This is a genomic window from Polynucleobacter sp. 39-46-10 (assembly GCF_002282275.1).
Window position 1 is genome coordinate 1 of the sequence record NZ_NCJB01000023.1, and the last position, 25,759, is coordinate 25,759.

General features: G+C 45.4%; 31 protein-coding genes, 1 tRNA gene and 3 pseudogenes. 15 read left to right on the forward strand and 20 right to left on the reverse strand.

Annotated features, from left to right (window positions below; genetic code table 11):
* Positions 1–85: 85 nt before the first annotated feature.
* From thiC to B7X71_RS03835, 5 genes are read left to right on the forward strand one after another with little or no spacing between them, the layout of a single operon-like run.
* A complete protein-coding gene (thiC, locus tag B7X71_RS03815; RefSeq protein WP_293600223.1) occupies positions 86–2,023 on the forward strand; it encodes a phosphomethylpyrimidine synthase ThiC in 1,938 nt (645 codons plus the stop codon).
* Entirely contained in the window at positions 2,024–3,175 is a 1,152-nt protein-coding gene (locus B7X71_RS03820; protein WP_293600210.1) for an FAD-dependent oxidoreductase, read from the forward strand.
* Positions 3,166–3,363 carry a sulfur carrier protein ThiS gene (gene thiS / locus B7X71_RS03825; protein WP_293600211.1) on the forward strand — a complete coding sequence of 66 codons (198 nt, stop codon included), beginning with the start codon at positions 3,166–3,168 and terminating at the stop codon, positions 3,361–3,363. Before B7X71_RS03820 ends, thiS begins: the two co-directional genes overlap by 10 nt.
* Positions 3,364–3,407: 44 nt before the next feature.
* On the forward strand, positions 3,408–4,226 hold the full coding sequence (locus tag B7X71_RS03830) for a thiazole synthase (protein WP_293600212.1): 819 nt from the start codon (positions 3,408–3,410) through the stop codon (positions 4,224–4,226).
* Positions 4,227–4,238: 12 nt separating this feature from the next.
* Positions 4,239–5,165: a thiamine phosphate synthase gene (locus B7X71_RS03835; RefSeq protein ID WP_293600213.1), complete on the forward strand. Its 927-nt coding sequence runs from the start codon at positions 4,239–4,241 to the stop codon at positions 5,163–5,165.
* 24 nt (positions 5,166–5,189) lie between these two features.
* On the opposite strand, the gene thiD is transcribed toward B7X71_RS03835, so the two are convergent.
* The 5 genes and pseudogenes from thiD to B7X71_RS03860 form a co-directional block, all read right to left on the reverse strand.
* Positions 5,190–6,074, reverse strand: coding sequence for a bifunctional hydroxymethylpyrimidine kinase/phosphomethylpyrimidine kinase (thiD, locus tag B7X71_RS03840; RefSeq protein WP_293600214.1), 885 nt, complete (start codon positions 6,072–6,074; stop codon positions 5,190–5,192).
* Positions 6,075–6,200: 126 nt separating this feature from the next.
* Positions 6,201–6,416 (reverse strand): annotated as a pseudogene (locus tag B7X71_RS03845) (IS30 family transposase); the annotation flags it as partial.
* 325 nt (positions 6,417–6,741) lie between these two features.
* A complete protein-coding gene (locus B7X71_RS03850; protein ID WP_293600215.1) occupies positions 6,742–7,176 on the reverse strand; it encodes a GNAT family N-acetyltransferase in 435 nt (144 codons plus the stop codon).
* A 58-nt stretch (positions 7,177–7,234) separates the two neighbouring features.
* Positions 7,235–7,390, reverse strand: coding sequence for a hypothetical protein (locus B7X71_RS03855; RefSeq protein WP_293600216.1), 156 nt, complete (start codon positions 7,388–7,390; stop codon positions 7,235–7,237).
* Positions 7,391–7,551: 161 nt separating this feature from the next.
* Complete coding sequence (locus B7X71_RS03860; RefSeq protein ID WP_293600217.1) at positions 7,552–8,136, reverse strand: DUF1003 domain-containing protein; 585 nt, start codon at positions 8,134–8,136, stop codon at positions 7,552–7,554.
* A gap of 789 nt (positions 8,137–8,925) precedes the next feature.
* Between B7X71_RS03860 and B7X71_RS03865 the strand changes: the two genes are divergently transcribed.
* Together B7X71_RS03865 and B7X71_RS03870 are read left to right on the forward strand one after the other, a co-directional pair.
* A complete protein-coding gene (locus tag B7X71_RS03865) occupies positions 8,926–9,165 on the forward strand; it encodes a DUF2789 family protein (protein ID WP_293600218.1) in 240 nt (79 codons plus the stop codon).
* Between the two features lie 7 nt (positions 9,166–9,172).
* The gene (locus tag B7X71_RS03870; protein ID WP_293600219.1) at positions 9,173–9,379 is read left to right on the forward strand and encodes a hypothetical protein; all 207 of its coding nucleotides are present in this window, start codon (positions 9,173–9,175) and stop codon (positions 9,377–9,379) included.
* A 56-nt stretch (positions 9,380–9,435) separates the two neighbouring features.
* Here B7X71_RS03870 and B7X71_RS03875 read toward each other — a convergent pair whose 3' ends face one another.
* Positions 9,436–9,690: a hypothetical protein gene (locus B7X71_RS03875; RefSeq protein WP_293600220.1), complete on the reverse strand. Its 255-nt coding sequence runs from the start codon at positions 9,688–9,690 to the stop codon at positions 9,436–9,438.
* 274 nt (positions 9,691–9,964) lie between these two features.
* On the opposite strand from B7X71_RS03875, the pseudogene B7X71_RS03880 reads away from it, so the two are divergent.
* Positions 9,965–10,683, forward strand: a pseudogene (locus B7X71_RS03880) (Crp/Fnr family transcriptional regulator).
* A gap of 41 nt (positions 10,684–10,724) precedes the next feature.
* A complete protein-coding gene (locus tag B7X71_RS03885) occupies positions 10,725–10,862 on the forward strand; it encodes a lmo0937 family membrane protein (protein ID WP_293600221.1) in 138 nt (45 codons plus the stop codon).
* A 433-nt stretch (positions 10,863–11,295) separates the two neighbouring features.
* Here the strand turns inward: B7X71_RS03885 and B7X71_RS03890 are convergent, their stop codons facing one another.
* Together B7X71_RS03890 and B7X71_RS03895 are read right to left on the reverse strand one after the other, a co-directional pair.
* Entirely contained in the window at positions 11,296–12,300 is a 1,005-nt protein-coding gene (locus B7X71_RS03890) for a linear amide C-N hydrolase (RefSeq protein WP_293597393.1), read from the reverse strand.
* A gap of 43 nt (positions 12,301–12,343) precedes the next feature.
* Complete coding sequence (locus B7X71_RS03895; RefSeq protein WP_293597392.1) at positions 12,344–12,928, reverse strand: hypothetical protein; 585 nt, start codon at positions 12,926–12,928, stop codon at positions 12,344–12,346.
* A 222-nt stretch (positions 12,929–13,150) separates the two neighbouring features.
* On the opposite strand from B7X71_RS03895, the gene B7X71_RS03900 reads away from it, so the two are divergent.
* From B7X71_RS03900 to B7X71_RS03910, 3 genes are read left to right on the forward strand one after another with little or no spacing between them, the layout of a single operon-like run.
* Positions 13,151–14,452, forward strand: coding sequence for a U32 family peptidase (locus B7X71_RS03900; protein WP_293600222.1), 1,302 nt, complete (start codon positions 13,151–13,153; stop codon positions 14,450–14,452).
* Positions 14,453–14,474: 22 nt separating this feature from the next.
* Positions 14,475–15,011 carry a hypothetical protein gene (locus B7X71_RS03905; RefSeq protein WP_293597390.1) on the forward strand — a complete coding sequence of 179 codons (537 nt, stop codon included), beginning with the start codon at positions 14,475–14,477 and terminating at the stop codon, positions 15,009–15,011.
* Between the two features lie 28 nt (positions 15,012–15,039).
* Entirely contained in the window at positions 15,040–15,945 is a 906-nt protein-coding gene (locus B7X71_RS03910; RefSeq protein ID WP_293597389.1) for a transporter, read from the forward strand.
* 3 nt (positions 15,946–15,948) lie between these two features.
* On the opposite strand, the gene B7X71_RS03915 is transcribed toward B7X71_RS03910, so the two are convergent.
* Positions 15,949–17,622: an AMP-binding protein gene (locus B7X71_RS03915; protein ID WP_293597388.1), complete on the reverse strand. Its 1,674-nt coding sequence runs from the start codon at positions 17,620–17,622 to the stop codon at positions 15,949–15,951.
* A gap of 29 nt (positions 17,623–17,651) precedes the next feature.
* The gene (locus B7X71_RS03920; protein ID WP_293597387.1) at positions 17,652–18,215 is read right to left on the reverse strand and encodes a 5'-methylthioadenosine nucleosidase; all 564 of its coding nucleotides are present in this window, start codon (positions 18,213–18,215) and stop codon (positions 17,652–17,654) included.
* Positions 18,216–18,226: 11 nt separating this feature from the next.
* Here B7X71_RS03920 and B7X71_RS03925 point away from each other — a divergent pair, with 11 nt between their 5' ends.
* Positions 18,227–18,745, forward strand: a complete 519-nt coding sequence (locus tag B7X71_RS03925) for an adenine phosphoribosyltransferase (protein WP_293597386.1) — start codon at positions 18,227–18,229, stop codon at positions 18,743–18,745.
* A gap of 19 nt (positions 18,746–18,764) precedes the next feature.
* On the opposite strand, the gene B7X71_RS03930 is transcribed toward B7X71_RS03925, so the two are convergent.
* The 7 genes from B7X71_RS03930 to B7X71_RS03960 form a co-directional block, all read right to left on the reverse strand.
* Positions 18,765–19,046 (reverse strand): YqjK-like family protein, encoded by a 282-nt coding sequence (locus B7X71_RS03930; RefSeq protein WP_293597385.1) that lies wholly within the window; start codon positions 19,044–19,046, stop codon positions 18,765–18,767.
* A complete protein-coding gene (locus tag B7X71_RS03935) occupies positions 19,046–19,414 on the reverse strand; it encodes a phage holin family protein (RefSeq protein WP_293597384.1) in 369 nt (122 codons plus the stop codon). Before B7X71_RS03935 ends, B7X71_RS03930 begins: the two co-directional genes overlap by 1 nt.
* A gap of 6 nt (positions 19,415–19,420) precedes the next feature.
* Entirely contained in the window at positions 19,421–19,756 is a 336-nt protein-coding gene (locus B7X71_RS03940) for a DUF883 family protein (protein ID WP_293597383.1), read from the reverse strand.
* Positions 19,757–19,821: 65 nt separating this feature from the next.
* Positions 19,822–20,262 carry a Smr/MutS family protein gene (locus B7X71_RS03945; protein WP_293597382.1) on the reverse strand — a complete coding sequence of 147 codons (441 nt, stop codon included), beginning with the start codon at positions 20,260–20,262 and terminating at the stop codon, positions 19,822–19,824.
* A gap of 44 nt (positions 20,263–20,306) precedes the next feature.
* Positions 20,307–20,603 (reverse strand): hypothetical protein, encoded by a 297-nt coding sequence (locus B7X71_RS03950; protein WP_293597381.1) that lies wholly within the window; start codon positions 20,601–20,603, stop codon positions 20,307–20,309.
* A 407-nt stretch (positions 20,604–21,010) separates the two neighbouring features.
* Positions 21,011–21,105: transfer RNA gene (locus B7X71_RS03955), tRNA-Ser, on the reverse strand.
* 90 nt (positions 21,106–21,195) lie between these two features.
* Positions 21,196–22,446: an aspartate kinase gene (locus tag B7X71_RS03960; protein ID WP_293597380.1), complete on the reverse strand. Its 1,251-nt coding sequence runs from the start codon at positions 22,444–22,446 to the stop codon at positions 21,196–21,198.
* A 157-nt stretch (positions 22,447–22,603) separates the two neighbouring features.
* On the opposite strand from B7X71_RS03960, the gene B7X71_RS03965 reads away from it, so the two are divergent.
* The gene (locus tag B7X71_RS03965) at positions 22,604–22,888 is read left to right on the forward strand and encodes a hypothetical protein (RefSeq protein ID WP_293597379.1); all 285 of its coding nucleotides are present in this window, start codon (positions 22,604–22,606) and stop codon (positions 22,886–22,888) included.
* Positions 22,882–23,175, forward strand: coding sequence for a type II toxin-antitoxin system RelE/ParE family toxin (locus B7X71_RS03970; RefSeq protein ID WP_293597378.1), 294 nt, complete (start codon positions 22,882–22,884; stop codon positions 23,173–23,175). Before B7X71_RS03965 ends, B7X71_RS03970 begins: the two co-directional genes overlap by 7 nt.
* A gap of 1 nt (position 23,176) precedes the next feature.
* Here B7X71_RS03970 and tilS read toward each other — a convergent pair whose 3' ends face one another.
* The 3 genes and pseudogenes from tilS to B7X71_RS03985 all read right to left on the reverse strand — a co-directional run.
* Positions 23,177–24,499, reverse strand: coding sequence for a tRNA lysidine(34) synthetase TilS (gene tilS / locus B7X71_RS03975; protein WP_293597377.1), 1,323 nt, complete (start codon positions 24,497–24,499; stop codon positions 23,177–23,179).
* Positions 24,465–25,436, reverse strand: a complete 972-nt coding sequence (locus B7X71_RS03980; RefSeq protein ID WP_293597376.1) for an acetyl-CoA carboxylase carboxyltransferase subunit alpha — start codon at positions 25,434–25,436, stop codon at positions 24,465–24,467. Before B7X71_RS03980 ends, tilS begins: the two co-directional genes overlap by 35 nt.
* A gap of 9 nt (positions 25,437–25,445) precedes the next feature.
* Positions 25,446–25,759: pseudogene (locus tag B7X71_RS03985) on the reverse strand (DNA-3-methyladenine glycosylase 2 family protein); the annotation flags it as partial.

The window sequence follows — 25,759 nt, forward strand, 5'->3', positions numbered from 1 at the left end:
CCCGATCCAGGTAATGCTGGCGTGGGGAGTTTTCCATCAGACCGTCACCCGGTTTCGTCCATCTAATTACAGTCAGGAGATGGACATGAGCGATACCAACACTAAAACTAAACAAGAAATTCCAAGCTTAAAAAGCTTAGAGCGTGACTTCGGCCAAAAATTTGCCTATCCCGCCTCTACTAAAACCTATTTAGAGGGCTCACGTCCGGACATCAAAGCTCCTATCCGCATGATTGAGCAACTATCAACACGCGTAGGCGAGGAAATGGTTGCCAATCCACCCGTGCCGGTTTATGACACTTCGGGTCCTTATAGCGATCCAGATATCGTGATCAACCTTGAAAAAGGTTTACCGTTATTGCGCAAGAGTTGGATTGAAGAACGCGGTGACACAGTGCAATTATCTGGACCAAGTTCTGAGTATGGTGTTGCCCGCTCACAAGATGCAGCTACACAGAATTTGCGTTTTGCACACATTAATCCTCCGCGTGTCGCCAAAGCAGGCCAGAACGTAAGTCAAATGTATTACGCCCGCAAAGGTATCGTGACTCCTGAAATGGAATACGTAGCTTTACGTGAGTCTATGGGTCTTGAGCAATTGCGCAAGAATCCAGAATACAAACAACTACTCAAGCAGCATCCTGGTAAGAGCTATGGCGCTAACCTGCCTGATATCGTTACCGGAGAGTTCGTACGCTCTGAAATAGCTGCGGGTCGCGCGATCATTCCAGCTAACATTAATCACCCAGAATTAGAGCCAATGATTATTGGTCGTAACTTCCGCGTGAAGATTAACGGCAACCTCGGAAATTCCGCTGTGACCTCCTCCATCAATGAGGAAGTAGAAAAAATGGTGTGGTCGATTCGTTGGGGTGCAGACACCATCATGGATCTATCCACTGGTAAGCATATTCATGAAACTCGTGAGTGGATTATTCGTAACTCACCAGTTCCGATTGGTACAGTTCCAATCTATCAAGCGCTTGATAAAACTGGCGGTATTGCAGAAGATCTCACCTGGGAAATATTCCGTGACACTTTAGTAGAGCAAGCTGAGCAAGGCGTGGACTACTTCACTATTCATGCTGGTGTATTGCTGCGTTATGTTCCATTAACGGCTGACCGCATCACAGGTATTGTGTCTCGCGGTGGCTCCATTATGGCCAAGTGGTGCTTGGCTCACCATAAAGAAAACTTCCTTTATACGAAGTTTGATGAGATTTGCGAAATCATGAAAGCCTATGACGTGTCATTTAGCTTAGGCGATGGTTTGCGTCCCGGTTGCATCGCTGACTCCAATGATGCTGCGCAGTTTGGCGAACTCCATACTCTTGGCGAGTTGACTGCCAAAGCCTGGAAGCATGATGTGCAGGTCATGATTGAAGGCCCTGGTCACGTGCCAATGCAGCGCATTGAAGAAAACATGACTGAGGAATTAAAGCACTGCTTAGAAGCGCCCTTCTATACCCTTGGACCATTGATTACCGATATCGCCCCTGGATACGATCACATCACCAGCGGTATTGGTGCTGCGCAAATTGGTTGGTACGGTACAGCGATGCTGTGCTATGTCACACCAAAAGAGCATTTAGGTTTGCCGGATAAAGAAGATGTCCGTACCGGCATCATCACTTACAAGATTGCAGCCCATGGCGCAGACTTAGCTAAAGGTTTGCCTGGCGCTCAAGTGCGTGATAACGCATTATCCAAGGCGCGTTTCGAGTTCCGCTGGGAAGATCAATTTAATCTCGGCTTAGATCCTGAGCGTGCACGTGAGTATCACGATGCAACCTTACCTGCTGAAGGTGCCAAGATTGCCCACTTCTGCTCAATGTGTGGACCGAAATTCTGCTCCATGAAGATCACTCAAGAAGTACGGGATTACGCAGCTACATTGGATGCTGATGGCAATCCGAAAGCAAAAGTGATTCCAATTACTGCAGAAGCATCTGCCGATCCACAAAAAGGGATGGAAGAGATGTCAGCAGAGTTTCGTAAGCGCGGTAGCGAGATTTATCAGTAAGTGACTAAGGCATTCTCAAACGGCAAATATGCCATCGTTGGCGCCGGCCTTATGGGTCGGTTGCTAGCGGTTGCGCTTGCTAAACGCGGCGCTCAAGTTGAGCTGTTTGAGAAAGGCGGCTCAGATGCTGCTAATGCAGCTGCACGTATCGCTGCTGCAATGCTTGCTCCACTGGCGGAATCTGCCATTACAGAAGATAACGTTGTGCGGATGGGTGTTCATAGCCTCCCGCGTTGGAAGCAACTCATCGATGAACTAGCTAAGCCGGTTTACTTTCAGCAAGATGGCACTTTGATCTTATGGCATCGTCAAGATGCCAGTGATGCAGAACGTTTTGCCTCCCATCTTGAAAGAAATTGCGATCGTAATCAGGCGCTTTCTAAGCCGATTCATTTGGATAGTCAGTCTCTAGCGGAAATCGAGCCGGGGGTTGCTGATCGCTTTACCCAAGGTCTCTATCTTCCGAATGAAGGCCAACTAGATAACCGCCAGTTACTGGAAGCTTTGTTAGTCGAGTTCACTTTAATGAAGGTGCCTTGTCATTGGAATCAATCCATTGATCCTGAGCAGCTCCGTAACAGTGAGCATGGTTTTGATTGGGTGATTGATTGTCGTGGCTTGGGTGCGAAGGATTCCTGGAAACAGCTTGGTGACACATCTAAAGATTTACGTGGCGTGCGTGGCGAGGTTATTCGCTTGTACGCGCCGGAAGTCAAACTACGTCGCCCTACTCGCCTCATTCATCCGCGCTACCCAATTTATATCGCCCCAAAAGAAGATGATGTCTATGTTGTTGGCGCTACAGAAATTGAATCCGAGGATTTATCCCCTATGAGTGTGCGCTCCGCCATGGAATTACTCAGTGCGGTTTATACCGTGCATAGTGGCTTTGCGGAAGCGCGTATTTTGGAGATGGCTACACAGTGCCGCCCAACGCTCAAAGATAACTTACCTGAGATTTTTGTTGATCAAAAATCTAACCAGGCTGACCTCATGATGATCAATGGACTCTATCGCCATGGCTTCATGATCTCTCCAGCTATTCTGGATTGCGCATTGGAAGTGCTGAGCTCAGGTTCTAGCTCAACCGCAATTGAATTGGGATTAGAAGTCACAGGTTCGACCCATCAGGAGCTGAGCGCATGCGCATAATGGTGAATCAAGTTACTCAAGAGGTTCCGGATAACAGCACGATTGATGATGTACTGCTGTTGATTGATGCGCAACCACCCTTTGCCGTTGCTATCAACTATGAATTCGTGCCCAAAACTAGGCATGCCGAAGAAGTGTTACGCGAAGGCGATGAGATGGAAGTGATCTCCCCTGTGACTGGTGGCTAAGCCAGCGACGAATACAGAAATATAAATACGAGTACTTGATTAAGATGACAGCCCCTTTACCAAACCCTTTAAATACTGCAGACCCATTGGTGCTGTATGGGGAGACCTTTGCTAGCCGTTTATTCCTCGGGACATCACGCTACCCATCTCCGCAAGTTTTAGAGAATGCCGTTAAACATTCCAATCCTGGAATGATTACTGTAAGCCTGCGTAGGCAAGGCACTTCAACTACTGAAGCACATTCCGGCTTTTGGGAACTCTTAAAGAAAATGGCAGTGCCGGTTTTACCCAATACCGCTGGTTGCCATAGCCCAAAAGAAGTGATTGCAACGGCGCAGATGGCTCGTGAGGTTTTTGAAACTAGCTGGATTAAGCTGGAGCTGATCGGTGATGACTATACTTTGCAACCCGATACTTTGCGCTTAGTTTCCACGGCAGAAACTTTAATTAAAGATGGTTTTAAGGTTTTACCTTATTGCACAGAAGATCTTATCTTGTGCCAACGCTTAGTTGATGTGGGATGCCAAGCAGTAATGCCCTGGGCTGCGCCGATTGGAACAGGCCAAGGACCTTTAAATCCTTATGCATTAAAACTCTTGCGTGACCGCTTAAAGGTTCCGCTGTTGGTAGATGCTGGATTGGGCTTACCTTCCCATGCATGCAGTGTGATGGAATGGGGTTTTGATGGCGTCTTACTAAATACTGCTGTTGCATTAGCTGATGATCCAGTGGCAATGGCCAAGGCATTTGCAATGTCTGTAGATGCCGGTCGCACTGCCTACCTTTCTGGTGCCATGAAAGCCCAGCAATCGGCTCAAGCCAGCACGCCATTAGTTGGCACGCCTTTCTGGCATCAAAGCTAAAGAGCAAGACTCATGAGCTTAGTTCGCGACCTGGCGGATCAAATTGTTGCAGCCCATTCCAAGGATGACCTGTGCTTGCCAATTCCGGCTTACAGCATGTCATCACCTCCTCCTAAAATTGATAATGAACACGCAGCTGATCATTACGAACTAGCTGGTACGGTAGCAGCAATTGAGATGGGTTTTATTGCATGTGATGCCAAAGTATTGGGTAAGGCCTGGTCCCGCATGGTTAATCAGGATGGTGGATTCAACCCATTCAAATGGCCCTCTAGGCCTGAGCATTTTGATTTACTTCCGTGGACCAGGAACATGAATCCAAATGCCTTTGCCGAGTGTCCAAAGCGTTTGGGTTTATATGCTGTCATGCCAGATGCTGATTGGGTAAAGCGGATGGTTGACGCCGAAGTTCCAACGGTACAACTGCGCCTCAAATCCGAGGATAAAAAGCTTATTCGCAAACAGATTGCGCAAGCTGTTGATGCAGTTCAGGGTAGCAAGACCTTGCTCTTTATTAATGATTATTGGCAAGATGCGATTGAGGCTAGCGCCTACGGAATCCACTTGGGACAAGAAGATTTAGAAACTGCAGATTTGGATGCCATTCGATCTGCAGGTCTTCGACTTGGCTTAAGCACCCACGGTTATGCAGAGATGGTTTATGCCGATCGTTTCTGCCCAAGTTATATCGCTATGGGCGCAGTCTTTCCAACGAATTTGAAGATGATGGAAACTGCTCCACAGGGTTTAGGACGTTTATATAAGTACGCTCAATTAATGAACCACTACCCATTAGTAGCGATTGGTGGCATCGATGAGAGCAGCATTCATGCGGTGGCACAAAGTGGAGTTGGCTCAGTTGCTGTTGTCAGAGCAATTAATGGCGCTAGTGATCCTAAAGCAGCTGTGAAGCGTCTTCAAGAGTTGATGAAGACTTAAGTCATAAAACTTAATGCATCAAACTTAATACTTACCCTCTTCTTCTGGCAATGCAGTGGGATAAAAATCATGCATATGCCATAAGGGGCCAGGACCTTCGCCAATACTCAAGAAACGCCCCGCCTCTAGTCCGGCCTCAACATAAGAGATTGCCTTAGCAACCGCATGAAAAAGATCATGGCCATCAGCCAAATATGTTGCGATGGCAGAGGCCAATGAGCAACCAGTGCCATGGGTATTGAGCGTATTGACGCGGTAGTGTTTGAATTCTTTTGACTGAACTACTTCAAGGCCATCTTCCAGGGTTCGCCACATCAGAAAATCGGTCAGTTGAGTATGGGTTGCATCGAGATGACCGCCCTTGATCAAGACTGCTTGTGGGCCCATATCGAGCAACTCCTCTGCAGCTAGCTTGAAATCCTCAGGGCCAGTTAATTCTCGGCCCAATAGTAAAGAAGCCTCCTCCAGATTGGGCGTTACCAGAGACGCCATCGGGAATAACTCTTGAATCATGGCCTGAGCAGTGTCATCACCACCAAGACTAGCGCCTGATGTAGCCCTCAGCACGGGATCCAAAACAATTCTTTTGGCTCCATGGCGCTTGAGAGCCGAAGCTACAGTGCGAACAATTTCTGGGCTAGCTAACATGCCGATTTTGACAATGTCCACCCCAATATCCAGAAACACCGCATCAATTTGAGCCTCAACTACATCAAGATCGATATCCTGAATACGACTTACCCCCAAAGTGTTCTGGGCTGTGATGGCGGTGATGACCGTCGTCCCATATCCACCAAGGGCTGTAATGACTTTGAGGTCGGCCTGGATGCCCGCGCCACCACCGCTATCAGACCCGGCGATGGTCAATACTTTAGGGATCTGCACAGAACTTGGGGTAGATGATTTCATCTTGCTATAATATCGGCTTATTCCTCGATAGCTCAGTTGGTAGAGCGCCGGACTGTTAATCCGTAGGTCCCTGGTTCGAGCCCAGGTCGACCGATGAGCATTAAATGTCCGCTATCAGCCTTGATTTCAACCCGTCGATGCAACAGATTGGGCAAAACGTTCTGCCGGTGTTTGATAGTTTAGTGTTTTTCTAGGACGTTCATTTGGTTGCTTTGCCACTGCAATGAATTTGGCTTGTGAGTAATTGGCTCAGCTCATTCCTTTTGGGAGGTGTTGTCTTAGCAGCCCATTGGTATTTTCATTCGAGCCTCGTTGCCATGGGTGCTGCAGATCGCAAAAATATTCTGGGGGTCTGATACCGCCACTCTCAGCTAAAATTCGCTGAACTGCCGAGTGGTGGCGATCAAATAACTGGGCAATCTGCTGGAGAGAATCTCCTCTTTTCCAGCGCTCCCACATTAAATCCTTCTGGATAGCTGTGTAATAGATTCGAGGTCGTTGTTTCATGAGCAACACTCCTTGCGCTTACGCAATTTATAGTGTGTTGCATCGAGCATCGACGGGTTGAAATCAAGGCAGAAAGCAGACTCTCAAAGAAAAACCTCCCGAAGGTGGATTTGGTATTTCTTGGTAGCCAGGGGCGGAATCAAACCAGGGCTGAGGATATCTAATCTAGCAAAAGCCTATAGGGCGTCATTTTGGATTTCACAAATCCTTTCATTTGATAGAAAGACTGGGCTTTAGTATTTTCAATATCAGCTAACAGGGTAATTCGTTTACAGCCCTCATTTTTAGCTTCTCCAATCGCATAATCAATTAATTTAGAGCCGATACCTTCACCCCTGAATGTATCCAGAACAACCATATCTTCAAGAATGGCGACCTTAGAACCTAGAGCGGTAGATTCTGTAAATAACAGATTAACCATTCCTAATATTTTTTCGTCACCTCTGGCAACTAAAACAACGCCAATCTTTGGATCAAGAATAATTTTTCTTAAGGCATTTCTTTGAGCTTCTGAATTAGGCTCAAACTCTGCCTCTTGCTCAAAGAGGGTCTGCAATAACTCAACGAGTTCGGGAATATCAGAATGGAAGGCCATGGTGAATTTCATATGTGAATTCTAACAACTTTGTATTTTTGATGATATAAGTTTTTCTTTAATCTAGGCTCAACATGTATTGGCTATCTTTATTAATGGCAGGTTTTTTTGAGATGGGTTGACTGCTTGGATTAAGGCTAGAGCATCCTGCCGACACCAGTAGAGCCAAAGATTGAATGAGAATAAATCTAAATGGTTTGATTGGGTGTTTCATAAAGCCCTCCTATAGGGGTAACTTAGTTGGACACCGCGCCGCAACTACGCGTCACTATTAAGATTCAAGAATATCCATTTTGATTCGAATGATCTGTTCGACATCTAACTCATTAAATGCATTTTTACATCCACATTTAGTGTTGACTCGAAATGGGGCTCCTATGTCAGTTTATGCCCATCGATGCCAACAACCTGAGTATTAGCTATATTTTTCTGTGATGCATCCATCTCGGTACGCTCATCAAGAGCAGCAAGTACTTGACCTGGATTCATTGCATGTTTTAATTCTGTTGCCTCAGAATCTGGCCTATTCTTAACATTTGGCAAATCGAATCTTAATTCCTCTAAAAGGTCGATCATCTTTGCTGTTTTTTGTTCTGTCAGCAAATTTACCTTAAGGTCTAGATGAGCCCTTTGCTCCTCAATTTTTGCTAAACGATTTTGATTTGATACAACAATTGTCGCAGTCAGCAATGCAGATAGCCCTATGATTCCCTGTAAAAAATGAAAGGGAGGAGGATCAAATTGAGCGATTGAATAAACGGGCAATAATAAGTTTCCGGCAATCCAGAGAACAACAAATAGCAGTATCAGAGCAAGAAAGATGGGCTTCCCGATAAAGCAACTGATACGCTCTAAAAGGCGTTGAGCAAAGCTCATTTTTTCATCTTCGTGCGCATAAAAATCTAATACTGCTTCGATATTTTGATTTACTTGCTTATTGTCTGCGCTATCTGAAATCATGAAAGGGGCCTATATTTAAATATTAGAAGGGTTAACACATTGATAGGGATATTACGAGTGGGCACAGATACTTTATGAGTGTTCAATTTTTACTAAATCTGCATTAAGCAATCGAGTCAAAGATAAACCCCCTTGATGCATAACAAAATTATGATTCCATCTCACAATTGAATATGCAATATATGGAGGAAAACTAATCATTCGGTTACAAATAGAAACATTCCACTCATAGAGCACACTAGTTGTTTTGCCATTACTTGATAAGCACCATGTCCCCAAGCCATTAACATCACCCGTTACTCGGCCCTCAATCAGGCGAGAAGGTATAAATTTTGACCTGCATTTCAAACTCGAGCCTATAGGCAAGGCGCCTCTCCATGCGAACTGCTAGCGTCCTCTAGTACCGCCTGTATTACCCTCAGCAATCTGCTCAACACTTTTAACTCTTAGCCACCAGTTGGGTCAGCTTTGTAATGCATAAATGGCATCGCACACATCCTCAAGGGGGCATTTATTTGCCAGATGGTGATGTAGCGAATGAGATTCCTTAGAGTTTTTTATCTAGATAGGCATGATCAATTTAAATGCCTTCGTTTGTCGTTATCCGTACTAAAACGCACATAGTGAATATTATTTTTACTTAGTGAGTTGTGAATATCGCACATGTATTGCGCACTAATTTTCAGAAATTCTGCCCCCGCGATACCGATAACCTGAACTGATCATCCCCTAATTTGCCACCCGGGGGTTTTAAGCGTATACAGTTAGTAGATATGAAGGGTATTGAATATGGAAACTGATTTTCATTCTCTGAAATCACTATTTGAGCAACTTGGACTTCCCGCCGAGTCTGATGCCATTGCCAAATTCATTGCAAGGCATGCACCACTTCACCCATCGGTTGTACTGTCTGAAGCTAGTTTTTGGGAGGTAAGCCAACAGAATTTCCTCAGGGACGAGCTTCTAAAAGATGCCGACTGGGCTGAAATAATTGATCTACTGAATTCCCAGCTTAGAGAGCCTCGCTAGGGCACTCATGAAAAGAAATGTAGATATTTATAGCAAGGGTTGGTCGCCAGACATTATTTGGACCTATATCGTGAGTCTAGACGGCGTTGAAAATACCGAAGATCTTAAAAAGAATGAAGTTGAAGTTACCGCCTTTGAGCGTGAAGCCCTAAGGTTGGCGATAGCAGAAAATCGTGGGGACCCAAATACATTATTTGCTAGAGCAAGGGAGTAATCCCTGCGCCTTACCTATCTCGACACATGGTATGAGCAACTAAAGACTGCATTGCATCAGTCCTTAAGGAAAATTAAACCGCCCTCTCGCAGAACCACACCATCGCGCACTAGACCCTTAAGGGCATACCTCGCCATCCTGATGGAAACCTCAGGTAAATCATCTATGCGCATTGCCGCTTCGTAGATCAATAACTCCTCTTCCCAACCCAATACATCGCCTTCATCTTCAAGAAGACTTATAAGAATATCTCGAGGCGTTTGATCCGAAAGTCTGATATAGATATTGCTATCAATACATTGACGCTTCATGATGACCTCCTGCAGTTAACTTAAACTGTTAATAGACATATACCTTTAGTATGAAACTTATTACAGTCATTGGCTAAAAATATTTTCGTTAAAGTCATCAATATGGGCATTTAGTTCGTTTCCACGCTCAGAATCAATATTTCAAACTAATTTAGTGCCAAACATTACCCTTCTTAACGTGTGGGTAACTACATTAAGTTCGATACCGCACGTAGGGTTTAACTTTCCAAGAGTAGAGTGGATTTCCATTGGCTAAAAAATAACGGAGCACCCTATGCCAACAAAAATCCTCAAGGATCAAAATCACTTATTTCACTCCATTCCAGAGTTGGAGTGGGATAGATTTCTCCCATACATTGAAATAGTAGAAATGTCGCTTGGAATGGTATTGTGCAGGCCAGGCATGAAATTAAGTCATGCATATTTTCCATCTACCTCTATTGTTTCAATATTACATGATTTAGAGGATGGCACTTCAGCCGAAGTTGCAGCTGTAGGCAATGAAGGCTTGATAGGAATATCCATATTCATGGCGGTGGCACCACTAGTAGCTCAGCCGTCGTTAAGAGCGCCGGGCTGGGTTACAGAATTAGATCAGACCTTCTTCTGGAGGAATTTAATCACTCCCCTCCTTTAATGCATTTGCTGTTGCGCTTCACGCAAGCGCTAATAGCTCAAATGACTCAAACGGCCGTATGCAATCGCCATCACTTGCTAGAGCAGCAACTTTGTCGATTGTTACTCATTAATTTTGATCGACTAGAGGGCAATGAATTAGTCATGACTCAAGAGCTTATAGCCAGTCTCTTAGGTGTTCGAAGAGAAGGCATTCCTGAAGCCGCATTAAAAATTCAAAAGGCTGGATTTATTAAGTATGCCCGTGGGCATATCACCATTTTGGACAGACATGGCCTAGAACACGGAGCTTGTGAATGCTATCAAGTTGTAAAAAATGAATATGAGCGCCTTCTTCCAGAAAGAATGGCCACCTAGAGCATGATTTTATTGAGAACTCTTTAAACCAAGGAAATAATATGATTGAAATAATTGCAATAGTTATGCTACTTCTTTGGCTAACTGGAATAATCACTTCTAACACCTTAGGTGGCTTTATCCATCTACTCCTCGTGGTGGCGGTTGTAATGTTTCTTGTGAAAATAATTCAAGGGTGAAAAATCAAGCTAATTTTGATTTTCTTAAAACTGAAGAACTAGTTATGGCCGATAGCAGTTATCGGAAATATGGGGGAACGGATCAGTCAACAGATGGTCATCGTAGGATTATCGGATCACAAATCCTTCAGCACATCAATCTGTAACTTCCCGTGTTAAATTGAGTTTGTCGGCGTTAAAACAGCTCTTTTAATCCGTTGCTCCATTTCCATAGCCGACCTCCATCCAAAACCCCGACCGATTGATTCAAAAAAACTTGACATTGTCAACCTGTGTAAATCCGTGTAAAAATGAGCACTCAGGAGTCAAGAAAGTGAATTTTAATCCGTATGTCCCTGGTTCGAGCCCAGGTCGAGGAGCCAAATTAGTAAGTCCCTAGTGCAATCTAGGGGGGTTTTCTTTTGTGCAAATAATGCATGAAACCAGTGGAATATTAGGCTGGACCAAAAGCAAAAGGCTCTGCTGCCACAAACTGACTAGCCGTATTACCCGCGTAATATTTGCCACCGGCAATCGCTAATTTCTTGACTGGCGCCCCTTTTGAAAAATCTACATCCTTTAAATCAACCCAAAAGGTATTTGGTGTTGTTGCTGAATCAAAGTAATAGATCATATTTTGATGGTCTGTTACTGTGCGCCAAAGCGTCGATGAGATGTTTGGCTTATCTGGAGTGGTAATGCCCAGTGGAACGCCTATTGCCCTCATGATTCCAAGCACAGAAGCTACGGCCTGATATTGCATTTTTTGCTCAGGAACGGCAGTAATGTAATTTTTATCTATGGTCTTAGGGATGACGCTAACAAAATAGGAGGCTCTTGCAAACCGGTCAGCGGCGCTGATTGTACCTGGCAAGAATACGTTACCGCCAATTTGCCTCCAATATGCGTCTAGAGCCAACTGCTGATCAAACACTGGTGAATTAGTCATCACTTGGTATTCCCTGCCATGATGAATAACCAAGTTTCCATCAACGTATTCAAAAATAGCTGAGTCGCCGCTTGGATCAGAAAGAGACAGATGCATGCTAGCAGGACGTCCATTGGGCAAGATAGGAGATTTAACTCTAAATGGCTCAGCCTGGAGGCCCGCAACTGCTTCAGCTACTGTTGCATAGTTATCCAATGCATATTGAACCCAAAGTGTAATAGACATAGGCGGCTTACCATTGAGACTTCCGTAATTGGCTTCAGCTAGATAGAGCAGGTTTGCACATAACCCCTTCTCATTTAAGCCATCGCCTGATGCGATGTTGTAGCCAGAAGCGATCACGCTACCGTATTTTGAAGTCCACTCTAATGAGCCGGCGCCACACATCCCATTGCGTGACACACCAGCAGGAAATATCCATAGATCACTTTGCAGATCTTCACCCCATTCCATGGAGCGCCCAGTAACAACAAAATTATCATCACCAAGATACGTGACTCTTGTGCACATATAAACCCCCTACATTAGTTAGAAGCAATCAACTCAAAGAATCTTAAATCAAACCCTTCTTTCTTAGATTGGCTAGGCGGTTATTGAGGGTTTTAATGGTGAGAAGATTCAGCTTGTCACATTCAGACCAATTGCTACCCTTCCACTCGATGCCTTCTGGTGTGACATTAGCAAAGGGCTCCCTGCCTTCTTTTGCGTAGCCTTCCAAAATTGCAATGAGTGCAGGACGATCATCGGATCCGCCAGCATCTTTTATTGCATCTAAGATTGGTTTGGTAATCGTATCGCTGTAAGTCATCTTGGAGTCTGGATGCTTAGCTGCTGCCGGCTCTTCGAAAATGTACTCATGTGGCCACTCAAATACGTTTCTAGCTGAATTCTTTACCGAATCTGGGCTTACGGCAGCGCTTGCAGGAATTTTTGGATCAGTTGGTAAATTGAGTCCCGTAATCCAGGCTTCAAATTCTGCAATACGGGCATAGCGTTTTTCTTCACTATCGCGCTTTTGTTCTTCTTGTGACAGCAATAATGTGACCCAGGCCCAGGCGATGTCTTTAGGGATGGCAAACTCTTGCGCCAAAATGCCGCTCGCTTTTTTCAGGATGGGCTTGGATGTGAGTTTTGTCATTACGTTCTTTCTGATTCTTTAATAAGTGCCTTCGATTTCAGGTGGACAGCTCAAGGGAAGGCTCCCTGTTCGTTTTTACAATGCTCGCCACAGACCCCGTAGGATACTCTTCATAGCAGCTCATTTGCCTGGAATAGCTTGATAAATTGGCGCCTAATAGCCTCCAGGGCTCGGTGACACCGCAAATCTACCAAGAATGCCTGTATTCACTAAAATAGGTGGATGACTAAGATTCCTGAACTTCTAGCCCCTGCCGGCAGCCTTTCCATCTTGCGTACTGCCTTTGAATTTGGTGCTGACGCCATTTATGCCGGACAGCCACGCTACTCTCTCCGAGTTCGTAATAACGACTTCGGAAAAATGGAAACACTCAAAGAAGGTATTGATACTGCCCATGCTTTAGGCAAGAAGTTTTATCTGGTTTCCAACCTACTGCCTCATGGCGGTAAGACACGTACTTATATTAAGGATATGGATCCTGTCGTGGCATTAAAACCTGATGCCATGATCATGTCTGATCCAGGTCTCATCATGATGGCTAGAGAAGCTTGGCCGGATATGCCTATTCATTTATCAGTACAGGCCAATACCGTGAATGGTGCCTCTGCAAAGTTCTGGCGCTCAGTTGGTATTAGTCGTGTCATTCTGTCACGCGAGCTTTCTTTCGATGAGATTGAAGAGGTTCGTCAAGACTGTCCAGAAATGGAATTAGAGGTATTTGTTCATGGGGCATTGTGTATTGCCTACTCAGGCCGCTGCTTACTATCTGGCTATATGTCCCATCGTGACTCCAACCAAGGTGCTTGCACCAACGCCTGTCGTTGGGACTACAAGGTTAAGCCTGGTCAACAAAATACCAGCGGTGATGTGGTGCTACTTCAGGAGGCTCGTCGTCCAGATGATTTAATGCCCATGGAAGAAGATGAGCATGGCACTTACATCATGAACTCCAAAGATTTACGTGCGATTGAGCATATTGAACGCTTGACCAAAATGGGCGTGGACTCGTTCAAGATTGAGGGTCGTACTAAGTCGCCTTATTATGTTTCTCGAACCTGCCAATCCTACCGCACGGCGATTGATGATGCAGTAGCTGGTCGCCCAATGAATATGTCCCTCATTGGCAATCTAGAAGGTCTGGCAAATCGTGGCTACACCGATGGCTTCTATGAGCGTCATCACGATAAAGAGTATCAACTCTATATGCGTGGTCATTCTTTATCAGGCAGAAGCCTCTATGTTGGCGAAACTTTAGAAATTGATGAGGCTTCTGGTCGCGTCAAGGTGGATGTAAAAAACCGCTTCTCTCTAGGTGATAAATTAGAAATTATTGAACCCGAAGGTAACCAAGACATGGTGCTAGATGCCATGTGGAATCTCAAAGGCGAACCCATTGATGTCGCTCCTGGATCCGGTCACTTTGTTTGGATTCAGCTACCGCTTAAGAGCAAGCATGCATTTATTGCACGCTACACCCAAGAACCAGCTCCCGTTGAAGCTGGCGGTTCTTGCAGTAATTGCTAATCTAATACCGTAGAAAGTTTTCATGAACGCAACTCCTCCAAACTCAGCGCATGGGCACACCTTTAAAGAAAAGGCGAAGGAAGAATTTGTAAAAGCATTTCAGTTGACTATTTACTTTGGGACTTGGTTCTGCGCACTTGCTTTTTTAGGAGCAACTTCACTAGATGAAAGACCGATCCCTTTAAGTATTTTTGGTTTTGCGCTATTTAAGGCGGCGATATGCGCCAAGTTCATGCTGGTTGCCCAAGCAGCTTTCCCAATCAAAGTAGATCGTAAGCATGGCGTTGTGAGCTCATTATTTTTAGAATCCGTGATTTATCTACTCGTTGTTTTGGGTTTGAATTATTTAGAAGCTGGTGTTCACGGGCTAATACATGGCAAAGCATTCTTGATTTCTATGACTGAATTTGGCCAATCCAATCCATTGCACGTAGTAGCTATGTCGATTGTGTATTGGTTAATTGTGTGGCCCTATTTACTATTGACAGGCATGAGCATGATGCTGGGTAGCAATGCCACCCTAGAGATTTTGTTTGGCAAGAAGCCAGAATCAAAGTAATTGAAATTCTGCAAGACAGTCTTTCATCATGAATTTGATTCCATTACTGATGGGCAGAGGCTTTAGAGTTTTAGTCTTTGTCTTGCTAGCTGCAAGCGCCCTATTTACCCGACTATCTTATGCTCAAGAAATCGAGGCACGAACCTATTCTAATGCACCGGTAGGCATTAACTTCATCAGCGCCGGTGTCGCGCAAGCAAAAGCAGGCAATTACACGCTAACAAGTGAGGTCATGGGTCTTACCCATATCTTTGATGCAGGTGGTCAATCTGGAAAGCTCACCTTAGTTCTTCCCTATGGCCAACTAAGCGGGTCGAGCAATGTTGGCGGACAAACAGTCAATGCCAGTACCGAGGGTTTATCGGATCCACTCATCAAAGCCGCAATTAATCTCTACGGGGCTCCAGCGTTAACGCTAGATCAATTTAAGGACTACCAACAAGATCTCATTGTCGGCGTGAGTCTTGCGGCATCAGTGCCATGGGGTAAGTACAACGATAATCAACTGATCAATGTCGGCGCCAATCGCTGGTTTATCCAGCCGGGCCTAGGTATATCCAAGGCACTTGGCCCCTGGAGATTAGAGTTAGCTGGCGCTGGTATTTTTTACACGAGCAATACTGACTTTATGGGTAGTAACTCCTTATCTCAGGACCCCGTCTACTCAACCCAGACTCATGCGATCTATTACTTTCAGAATACGGCTTGGGTCTCTGTAGATGCCACCTACTTCACTGGCGGACAATCCTATGTGAATGGCAACCCCATTAGCGGCAATCAAGAGAATTGGCGCTTTGGTACAACCCTGTCCTACCCAGTGAATAAACACAACTCCGTTCGACTATCGGCGAGTACTGGCGCTTACTCCAGAACGAATAATAGCTACGACCTATACGGCATCTCTTGGCAATACCGCTTTGGTGGCGGTTTGTAGTTTTTATATGTCACGCAAGTGACGGCGCAGAATCTTGCCAACATTGGACTTGGGCATTTTATCAATAAAGGCAATTTTTCTGGGGCGTTTGTAGCTCGTCATTTGCTCTTTGCAATACTGAATAACCTGAGCCTCAGTTAACTCTGGCTTATCTTTGACTATATAGGCTTTAACAATCTCGCCGAGTTTGCGGTGCGGGAATCCGATCACAGCGCATTCTCTTACCCCAGGCATTAATGAAATCACTTCTTCGATTTCATTCGGAAAGACTTTAAAGCCAGCAACCACGATCATGTCTTTCTTGCGATCCACAATCTGCACATAACCCTCAGGGCTCATAGTGCCAATATCGCCCGACTTGAAATATCCCTCGGGCGTAATAAATTGCTCAGTCTCTTCAGGTCTATTCCAGTAACCCGCCATGACTTGCGGCCCCTTAATGCAAATTTCTCCAGGCGTACCAAAAGGAACTTCTATTCCATCATCATCCAAAATCAATACATCCGTACTGGGCACCGGCATACCAATAGAGCCCGTAAACTCCTTTACAAATGGTGTATTGACACACACCACTGGAGAAGTTTCCGATAAACCGTAGCCTTGAGCAATCGGCACCCCCATTATTTTCTGCCAAAGCTCAGCCGTCTTCTTTTGGACTGCCATGCCACCGCCAATGGTGACCAAAAGATTGGGCAATTTCACATTACTGAATTCAGGACGATGAATCAGCGCATGAAACAGAGTGTTAACGCCCGGGAAAATATTGATATCAGGATGCTTCATCAGCAACTTTATAAAACCGGTGATATCGCGGGGGTTTGCCACTAGCAATAATTTGCCACCTTTGCGCATTCCAAGAAGACCGCAAGCAGTGAGCGCAAAGATATGAGTCATCGGCAGCGCGCATAAAAAGACTAGCTGCTGATGCCGCCCTTTTAAAGCAGGCTCAAGCCAAGACTCAATCTGAATGATGTTGGCTAAGATGTTCCTGTGTAATAAGACAGCACCCTTAGAGACTCCAGTAGTGCCTCCCGTGTATTGCAAAAACGCAATATCGTCCTGCGCTAAAGTGGGCTTAGTAAAGCCATGTCCAGCACCTATCTTGAGGGCCTGATTCAATTTAACGCAAGGAAAATTCCAGTGCGGGATGAGCTTTTTAATATGGCGAGCAACCAGATTAATGATGACGCCTTTTGGACCTAGAGTCTCGCCCAAGCTACTCACAATCACCTTCTTCACAAGCCCATGATCAGCAATCTCCTGATACACGTGTGCAAAGTTTTCTAACATCACAAAAATAGATGCGCCGCTATCTTGCAATTGATGTTCCAGCTCTCTGGCCGTGTAGAGCGGATTAATATTGACCACAACAAAGCCGGCGCGCAGCGTACCCAACATCGCAATGATGTATTGCGGAACGTTAGGGAACATGATGCCGATTCGTGATCCTGGTTCGAGACCTAAGGTTTGCAAATAGGCAGCAAAGTCTGCTGACAGAATATCCAGCTGACGGTAGCTGATTTTGTAGCCCATCGAATCTATTGCAATGCGATCGGGGAACTTGCAAAATGATTCTTCTATTAAATCAACAATCGATATGTGCCCTGCCAAATCAATCTCATGAGGAACGCCTTCGAGATAGTTCTTGAGCCAGGGTTTTTGAGCATTGATCTGCATGAGTAAATTGGATTGTGCTTAGGCGCTCTTTAGGAGCTCATCAACTCTTTGAGCTTCTCTAGATAGAGTTCCTGCCCGTGGTTTACGCGATGCGTCCACTCATTGCCAGAATCCGCATTAGCGTCATCAGTCACATATTTAAATGATTGCCATGGAATATTAAATTGATAGGCAATATTGGCAATAGCAAATAACTCCATATCCACCACATCAATGCCCTGGGATATTAGCCAAGGATCGTGAGCCGTTACAAAACTATCGCCAGTCCCGCAAGTGTGTTCACCGCCAAGGGATAAGTATTGGGATGGTTTTGAGCAAAAAGGAGTATGCCCTCGTGGAGCTAGAGGTACTGTCATCATGTCTCGCTGAATTACCTTACCGATTTCCAGTAAACCGTCTAAGGCAGGATTAATTTTTCCGACAGTTCCAAAGTTCACTATCCGTTGAGGTTGAAATTGATGGATAGCCTGGAGGCTGGCTGTTGTTGCATTGATTTTGCCAACACCGGAATAGACTATCTCCACACCCGCTGGCAACATGCTTTTTGCAAGCTCCGAGTCCAATGCGGTAATAATGAGTAATTGTGTTTTCATATCAGCCAATAATGAATTTATTAGATTATCTACCCGGCGTCCCGAACTTTCCCAAGCCAGGAATTCTCTTTAGGGATATCTCCCCTCTTTTGGCGAGCCCTGAGGCATTTAAAGAGGCTACATTGCAGCTGGAGGCTTTGGCTCAACAGTTCGCCTATAGCCATATTCTGGGCATTGAATCCCGTGGATTTATCTTTGGCACAGCCCTGGCCCGGCAAGCCCATAAAGGCCTGGCATTGGCCCGTAAACCGAACAAGCTACCCTTGGCCAGCCATCGAGAATCTTATGGCCTGGAATACGGCTCTGATTCCCTGGAAATTCAGCAATCCACTTTGCCAGCAGGTGTGCGTGTTTTGATTGTGGATGATGTTTTAGCAACTGGCGGAACCATCATCGCAGCTAGAAATTTACTGAGAAAGGCTGGCTTTGAAGTAGCTGGCGCCCTCACCTTACTGGAAATCGATGGCTTGAAAGGTGGTGAGATCTTGAGCCAAAACGGGATAGCTAATAAAACAGTCTTGGTTGCTTAATTTATTGCTTAAGGGCCAGCTAGAGAAGGCTCTTAGCCCCCTTGAGAAGTTTGACGGCGCCCCAGCCTACAGCAAGCACCTTACTGGCCAACTTAGGCTTGTAGTGGGCTAGCACGGCAAATGCGCTAGTCCACAGAATGGGCGTGCTCTTCATGAAATTAAAAGCATCAATACCCTTATCAGCCCATGACAAGGGCTTTTCTAGCGGCTCAAAATGCAAGGCAAATTCAGCGCGTTCTTGGGCCGCCCGCTCATGTAACTCCCTTTGCCGGGCCTGAAGTCTAGCTAGCTTTTGGCTCATTATTTAGAGAGCTCCTGGCGGTCTTTAGCTAACTCAGTAATCGTTGCATCAAATAATTTAGGCATAGTCTTGAGTGAGCGTAAAACTATCAAAGCAAGAATGCACCCCACCGCTAAGAAACCGCACGTCAGCAAGCTTAGCGCCAAGACCCGATCAGTCTCCCAACTATAAATCACAATGAGTAAGGCTAGCATTACCAAGCCAAAGAATAAGAAAAACAATGTACAGATCACCATCACTAAAAGACTCAGAAACTTAGTGCGCGCAATCTGTACATCAGTCGAGATCAACTCCAGACGAGTCTGAACAATAGACGCTCCGGTGGAGACGAGATTCTTTAGCGAGGAGAAAAGATTTTCTTGTGACATGTATTCCTAGCGGCGACGAATAAATAGACCAAGCAATAAGCCAATCCCGGCAGCAACGCCTACTGCTTCCCAAGGATTTCTGTGAACAAACTCATCAGTGCGCTCAGCAACGACTTTAGCCTTTTCAGTCACAGTGCCCTCAACTGAGGAAAGACTTTCTTTTGCGCTATTAAGAGTCTCCAAAGCTTTTGAACGAATTGCCCCAAGTGGGCCATCATCATGGTTTGCCGTTGCCTTAATGAGATCCTCAGCGTCCGCCATGAGCGCCTTGAAATCACCAATTAAATTTTCGGAATTGATTTGAAGCTCTTCGTGCACAGTTGTTGATTTTTTAGCAGTCATTACCACTCCTTGCTGATGCCACCGAATTTGATGGATAAGCCCATTCTAAGCAATTCCAACAGAGATCACAGTATTAATACCGTCATACCTGCATTACCTTCCTTAAAGTGCTTGAGATAGGCCTTTAATCCAGGCCTCCTTCTCAAAAGGGCATGGTAAGCCTCGCTACCAAACGCAGTTTGCTCACCAAAATAGTAGTCATCAACCCGATCTGAGAAATAGTTGTTATCTAGGGCGTCATGAACCGCCCACTTAATCTTGCCACCCTCACCGCTAGCCCCATAACCATGTATCAAGATGATTGCCTTCATTCCGACCTCAGAGGCCCGACGAAGCCCAATAGTGAGTCGATCCAAAGCTTCTTCTGCGCTTGGACTATCGAGCTTTAAATTGAGCACCATCGTATCGCTATGCGGAATAGGAAGATCCTCGCTGCCGCATTGACGACATTCCCCCATCATTCCCCTGGGGTTGCCACATTCTGGGCACTCAAATGAATGGGTCATCAAACGCCTTTATAGAAGATTAAGGACAACCCATTCATGACAAGTTAAGAGCAATACTTTGCTTCTAATGCGGATGTGGTGATCACTTGATCGTCAACCATTCGGTTTAAGGTCAATTGAGCTGCATCCTTATTTTCTTGCACCTTCAGATTGATATTAATCAGGCCAGCCACATCCTTGCGGATGGAAGTATTGCCATATCGCAATCCCTTTAATGTCGAAACCGCTTCAGCTGAAATCTTGCACTGCTGACTCACCAATTCAGAAGAATCAGATGAGGTATTTGCATATGCAAATGCAGCTACGGAGATTGAGGCAACAGCTAATAGAGTTTTTTTCATCTTATTTCCTTAATTTGTGACCACATGTTGGACAACAACCTGAATCTTTTGCTTTTGTTTTTCTTAAGGCGGCGTAGACACTAGATTCTGAAATTTCCATCTTTCTAGCGGCTTGAGCTGCGGTCAATCCCTTCCCTATCCAATCTAAAGCTTGATGTGTTTTTGGTATCGCTCTTCTCATTTCACCTCCTTTAGAAGCACTATACCACAGAAGTTGTGAAGTTGTGAACTTTAGTAAAGATATTTAAGCATGTACTGGAAAGGCTCGTAGGATTAAAAAGTTGAAATGGAAGCGATAGCTTGCTGGGAAGTTGCGAGGGCGACCTGCGAATAGACAATAAAAAAGCCCCGGTTAAGGGGCTTAGTTATTTGTCGTGCCGGCTCAAGCAGTTAAATCACAAGGATTTTGGCGGAGACGAGAGGATTCGAACCTCCGATCAGAGTTTTAGCCCCGATGCTCCCTTAGCAGGGGAGTGCCTTCGACCAGCTCGGCCACGTCTCCCTGCTTGATGCCTTTACAACGACCCACAGTTTAACGGATTCCGTTGACTGCGGGGTTTTACTGCAGTTTTAAAGCGTTTACAGCGTATTTTCACTGCTGATCCAGCTCGAAAGCCTTATGTAGAGCGCGTACAGCTAACTCCATATATTTCTCATCAATCACAACAGAAATCTTGATTTCGCTGGTAGAGATCATCAGGATGTTGATGCCCTCTTCTGACAATGTACGAAACATTTTGCTGGCAACGCCAACATGGGAGCGCATACCAACACCTACTACAGAAACCTTAGACACCTTTGGATCACCAGTGATTTCTTTGGCTTCAATATGGGATTGGACATTATTCTTCAGCAAGTCCAAGGCTTTTTGGTAATCAGAACGTGGAACTGTAAAGGTGAAGTCTGTCTTACCTTCAAACGACTGGTTCTGAATAATGATGTCCACATCAATATTGGCATCCGCAATCGGACCCAGAATTTGATAGGCGATACCTGGGCGATCAGGGACCCCAAGAACGGTAATTTTTGCTTCATCACGCGCAAAGGCGATGCCGGAAATAACTGCGGCTTCCATGGTGCTGTCCTCTTCAAATGTAATCAAGGTGCCCGACTTCATCTCTTGATCAAGGGGCATCAACGGATCTGTCAGTGATGACAGAACACGGGTTTTAACTTTGTACTTACCTGCAAACTCAACTGAACGAATCTGCAATACCTTTGAACCAAGACTTGCCATCTCGAGCATTTCTTCAAAGGTAATTTTGTCCAAGCGACGTGCATCTTCACAAACGCGCGGATCCGTCGTATAGACACCATCCACGTCAGTGTAGATTAAGCACTCATCAGCTTTGAGCGCTGCAGCCATGGCAACAGCAGATGTGTCAGAGCCGCCACGACCTAAGGTGGTGATGTTGCCGCCTGGATCAACACCCTGGAAACCAGTGACCACTACGGCGCGACCAGCATTCAGATCGGCAAGAATTTTCTTGTCATCAATACTCTTAATGCGCGCTTTGGTGAATGAAGAATCCGTGTGAACGGTTACCTGCCAACCGGCATAACTAACTGCATCAACACCTTCACGTAGCAATGCCAAAGCCAACAGGCCAGAACTCACTTGCTCACCTGTAGAGGCGATTTGATCCAGTTCGCGTGGATTTGCATCTGGATTGATATCTTTAGCCAAACCAAGCAAACGATTGGTTTCTCCAGACATAGCTGAAGGCACCACAACTACCTGGTGACCTGCACGCATCCACTTAGCAACGCGTTTAGCGACATTCTGAATGCGCTCAACCGAGCCCATTGAGGTGCCACCATACTTATGAACGATAAGAGCCATAAAAACCGTCGTATTGTCTATTTACAGGGAATTACATTCCCTAGGGTCTAAAAGGGGCTTATTTTACAGGGTTTTTATCGTTCAAAACGGTGGGCATTGACAGTGGCTTGGTCTGGCGATACGATTGGTGTTACTAAAGTAACACCAGGAGACCCATATGAGCATTGTTAGCACAACCTCCCTCAAGCTCACCGAAGAAATAAAACTACAGGCTACAAATGCAGCTAAAGAACTGGGTATGACTCCACATGCATTTATGGTGGAAGCCATCAAGCAAGCCAGCATTAACGCGGAAATACGCAGAAACTTCATTCAGCAAGCCAACATTGCTCGTGAAGGGGTTATCAAGAATGGTAAGGTCTTCGAATCAGATAAGGTTTTTGAAGCAATGAAATCCCGTATCGCAGGAAAAAAATCTACATTGAAAGTTAGCAATTGGTAAGAATTGTTTTTGCTCCCCAAGCACTTGATGATTTAGAGCGACTTACTGATTTCCTAATTGAAAATGACAAAAGTGCCGCACTTCTCACCATTGAATTAATTGAAGAAGCTGTGAAAATTCTAGCAAGGCATCCACTTCTTGGCCGACTCTGCGATATCCACCTAAGAGAGTTGGTGATATCACGTGGAAAGAGTGGCTATATTGCCCTCTATAGCTTTGAGGAGTCAAAAAATATGATTCTCATCAATGCCATTCGCCACCAAAAAGAATCGGGTGGGATTTATTAAGTTAAAGCAATTCCCAGCAAGGCAATACTCTTTTTCCGTATGCAACTAAATGTGAGTAACTCACACCTACCCCAGCAACCGCTACGAGCTGGTCGTTGATATAAAGCAATGGCGCCTGCCGCTCCCAAGGCGGGGTATCTGACTCTTGAAATAGGTTCTTAAGCGTTTTACGTGGCGTGTTGGGCTTGACCTGAATCTTTTCCGCCCCTTGACGCACTCTTTCTTCAACGAGACCTTTCTCTAGGGCTGCATTTACCCAGTCGGCTGGTAAACCAAGTGATTTGCTCCGTGCAGGGATAGCCTGAAATATCCACCGTCCGGTATTGGAGTAGACGACCTGCAATCGATCGCGCCAGAGATGAATACTCACCCCATCATGCTGCCATTCCAAACTCGAACCTGCTTTTACCGACATCAGATCCTTCCACCAAGACTCAAGACGTTCTTGGGATGGCATCGCTAAATCATTGAGCCTGAGCCAATGACGCATCAGATTATTAGCCGCAGGTTTGTCTGTATTGGCAAGAGTCAGGAGCTGTGCCAACTTTAATTGATTGGCCTGAAGAATTTTTTTGCCATCTAGCTCGGCTAAGCGATCGAGCAGCACTTGAGAATGAGCAAGCAAGTCAGCACTGCGAGCCAAGTTGGCAATTGCTCCAGGCTGAATTTTCTCCAGCCTCGGAATGATGTTTTTACGAATAGCATTACGGCGATAGCGCGTATTTTGATTGCTAGGGTCTTCCACCCATTTGAGTTTGTGTTCTTTGGCATAAACCTCTAACTCTGCCCTGCTTTGACTAAGCAAGGGTCGCCAGAAAGTTATTGGGTTAACTTGGTTTGCGTTTGCGCGATGGAGGGGCATACCAGAAAGACCTGCTACGCCAGAACCTCGAAGAAGTTGCAGGAGCACGGTTTCTGCTTGGTCGTTTTGATGATGGGCAAGCAACAGATCTTCGATGCCATGTTCAACACATAAGTCAGTGAGGGCCTCATAGCGCTCTACCCTTGCCCTGGCTTCAATATTGCCCTGAGATTGATCAGCGAAATGCAATAGACGAAAGTCAAAATGTACTTGATATTTTTTGGCTAGCCTTTCGCAGAACTCCAGCCACTGATCAGCAGGCCTTTGAAGTCCGTGATGAATGTGAAATACCCAAACTTCAGTTGGATTATTTGAATTTGCATGGACTGCCTTGCAAACAGTATCGAGCAAGACAACCGAATCAAGTCCGCCACTTAAGGCAAGACCAATACGTCTGGTTGCTTTTGTGGCTACTTGAGAGGCTGCCTTAGGACTTGGCTTCGATTTCCTTGAACTTGCCATAACTCATCAAGCGTTCATGGCGACGCTCAAGAAGCGCATCCACTTTCATACCATCAAAGGTTTTGAGGGAATCAGCCAGAGCCTTGCGCATATTATTCATCATGGTTTCGTAATCACGATGTGCACCACCAATTGGCTCGGCAACGATCTTATCGATCAAGCCGATAGCTTTTAAACGTTGTGCAGTCAGGCCCAATTGCTCAGCAGCCTCTGGCGCCTTATCAGCAGTCTTCCAAAGAATAGATGCACAGCCTTCCGGTGAAATCACGGAATAAGTTGAGTTTTGTAACATCAACACTACGTCACCCATGGCAATGGCAAGCGCACCACCAGAACCACCTTCGCCAATAATGGTGGCAATGATTGGAACTTCTAACTCAGCCTGAACATAGAGATTGTGGCCGATTGCCTCGGATTGATTGCGCTCTTCTGCATCAATACCTGGAAAGGCACCTGGCGTATCGACAAAGGTGAATACTGGTAATTTAAACTTTTCTGCCAAGCGCATCACACGCTTCGCTTTGCGATAGCCTTCTGGACGACTCATTCCAAAGTTTCTTAATGCGCGCTCTTTAGTATCGCGACCTTTTTGATGACCGATCACCATGCAAGGCTGGTTATCAAAACGCGCTAAACCAGTAATAATGGATTGATCATCAGCAAAATTGCGATCGCCATGAAGCTCATGAAAATCTGTGAATAAAGCGCTCACGTAATCTAATGTATAAGGACGCTGTGGATGACGAGCAACTTGAGAAACTTGCCAAGGACTTAAGTTGGCATAAATATCTTTAGTCAGCTGCTGACTTTTTTCGCTTAGCGTTTTGATCTCATCAGAAATATCTACTGATGATTCATCTTGTACAAATTGCAGCTCTTCAATCTTTGACTCTAGTTCAGCGATTGATTGCTCAAAATCCAGGAAAGTCGTTTTCATAGCTTGATTTTAATATTCAACGGCGATGGGGTCGAGACTTCTCCACATATACCAGGTTGCAACCGTACGCCAAGGGGCCCAATTTGCAGCCACTTCACGGGCTTCATGCCTGCTAACTGGCTCTCCGCTGAAGTAATTGAGGGAAATAGCCTTAATGAGGCCGGCATCATCCAAAGGGAGAATATTGGGCCTCACCATATTGAAAATAAGGAACATTTCAGCAGTCCAGCGCCCAATACCCCGAATTTCACACAATTCTTTAATGATGGCCTCATCTTCCATGCCCTTCCACTGATTGGCATGTAAACGGCCAGAATCGAAGT